Raw genomic sequence first — 2,267 nt, 5'->3', positions numbered from 1 at the left:
TCCTACGGCAAGGAACGTCCGGTCGCGGTTTGCGACGACATCTCTTGCTGGTCGCAGAATCGCCGCGCAGTCACTACGCTTAGCGGCGCTGGCTCCTGAGGCATCATGGACCGGCGCGTCAAAGGACGCGTGGCCGTCTAGCGGTAAAAATGCAACATACTTGTGCGAAAGGCGGCCTTGGGGCCGCCTTTTTCATATCCGGATGCCCGAAACAAAATTTGGCCGAAGTCTCGGCTCCTGCTATGAGCCGAGGGCGCTTGGCTGGTCCCATTCTGATTGGAAGGCGCGAACAAGCTAACGAAATCACTGCGAGAGGCACATGCATTTGAGATCGGTTCTGAGCGGCACGCTTGCGCTGCTGCTCCTATCAGGCGTCACCGCCCTGGCTAGCGGCACCGGGGCGAGCGGCACAGGGCAATCAACCGACAGCGGCTTTACCTTCCATCTTCCCAGTATCGAATTGCCCGGCTTTTTTGGTCAAAAGAAGAAACCGGACCAGGTTCAGCTGGTGCAGTCCGATCCTACCGCTGTCACCAGCCTGGAAGAGCAGCTGCGGCAGATGAACGGCAAGATCGAGGAACTCAATTTCCAGGTCCTGCAAATGCAGGAGCAGATCCGCAAGCAGCAGGAAGATAATGAATTCCGCTTCCAGCAGCTGGAAGGTGGCGGCACGCAAGGCGGACAGCCGCCGGCGCAGAAGAAATCGGACGCCACCACCGGCACCGACAACAACGTGGCGGCGGCCCCGGCAACACGGGCGCCGGCCGATGCCGGCGCCGAGCCCGCCAACGATCAATCGGCAGTCGGCAAGACGGTCGAGGACGTCATCGTCGAATCTCCGGATGGCGACCCCGGCAAGGTTATTCCCGGTACGGGAGCGCCGGAAAAGACCTTCGGCAGCATCACCGTCGACAAGAACGGCAATGTCATCGATGCCGGCGGCAACACACAATCGACCGCGCCGGCGCAGGATACCGCGCCAGTCGCCGGGGCGGCGCCCAAGGCCGGCAAATCCGATACGGTGGTCGCGGCGTTGCCCGCCACCAACAATCCGGAAGAGCTCTACCGCAACTCATACCAGTTCATCCTCTCGGGCGACTACGGCACCGCCGAGCAGGGTTTTCGCGACCACATCGCCCGCTTCCCCAAGGATGCGAAGGCCGCGGACGCGCATTACTGGCTGGGCGAGTCATTGCTCGGCCAGCAGAAATACCGCGATGCGGCCGAGACGTTCCTTGCCGCCAGCAAGGACTACCCCAAGGCCAAGAAAGCTCCCGATATGTTGCTGAAGCTCGGCGTGTCGCTGGTCGGCCTCAAGCAGCATGACGTTGCCTGCGCCACTTTCAGCGAGGTCGGCAAGCGCTACCCCGATATTTCCAGCGCGCTCAAGGAACGCGTCAAGCAGGAGAAGGCTCTGGCTGCCTGCTGATCCTTGTCATACATGTCGTTGTCCTGAAACCGGGATCACTTTTGGGCGACATGCATCATGCTCGACACCGAGCCGGACCTCTCGACTAACCCTTTTTCGCATATCGATTTTACCAGCGGCGCTGTTGCGGCCGTGTCCGGCGGCAGCGACTCGACCGCCCTGCTCCTTCTTCTCAAACACCATCTCGAACGTAGGGCGCCGGCAACCAGGCTGCTGGCGGTGACGATCGACCACGGTTTGCGGTCCGGTTCGGCTGCGGAAGCGCAAACAGTGGCGAAGCTGTGCGCCAGGCTCGGAATTTCACACCGCATCCTGACATGGTCGGGTCCAAAGCCATCGACCGGTCTGCCCGCCGCCGCTCGCGAGGCGCGCTACCGGCTGCTAGCCGAGGCGGCACAAGCGGAAGGCATCGGCATGATCCTCACCGGCCATACCGCCGACGACCAGGCGGAAACGGTGCTGATGCGGCACGCGCGGGACGAGGGCCAAGGCCATGCCGGCATGGCCGGCCGGGGACTTGCCGGCATGGCGCCGGCCACCCTCTATGACTGGCGCATTTGGATCGTGCGGCCGCTCCTCGGCGTGCGGCGCGCGGCATTGCGCGACGTCCTGCGCCGTCAAAATGTCGGCTGGGCTGACGATCCGACCAATGACGACGCGGCTTTCGAGCGGCCGCGTGTGCGGGCCGCACTTGCCGGCGAGAGTGTCGAGCATGTGAAGGGCATGTTGATGCTCGCGGGCCAGGCCGCCCTCGAGCGCAGGCAGCTTGGCGCCAGCGCAGCCGGTTTGATCGATGGCTTCGCCAGCCAGCCAGCCATCGGCCTCATCCGCCTCGACC

2 protein-coding genes and 1 pseudogene are annotated in these 2,267 nt (G+C 63.5%); all 3 read left to right on the top strand.

The annotated features are described in order from the left end of the window. Positions 1–99, top strand: a pseudogene (locus tag EN994_RS27960) (peptidoglycan-associated lipoprotein); the annotation flags it as partial. A 220-nt stretch (positions 100–319) separates the two neighbouring features. Continuing rightward, the gene (gene ybgF / locus EN994_RS27955) at positions 320–1,429 is read left to right on the top strand and encodes a tol-pal system protein YbgF (protein WP_027162518.1); all 1,110 of its coding nucleotides are present in this window, start codon (positions 320–322) and stop codon (positions 1,427–1,429) included. Between the two features lie 57 nt (positions 1,430–1,486). Then, a partial coding sequence (gene tilS, locus EN994_RS27950) for a tRNA lysidine(34) synthetase TilS (protein WP_127307990.1) occupies positions 1,487–2,267 on the top strand: 781 nt, incomplete at its 3' end.

It is taken from the genome of Mesorhizobium sp. M7A.F.Ca.CA.002.09.1.1, assembly GCF_003998555.1.
Lineage (GTDB): Bacteria > Pseudomonadota > Alphaproteobacteria > Rhizobiales > Rhizobiaceae > Mesorhizobium > Mesorhizobium ciceri.
This window is presented reverse-complemented; position numbering and strand designations above follow the sequence as displayed.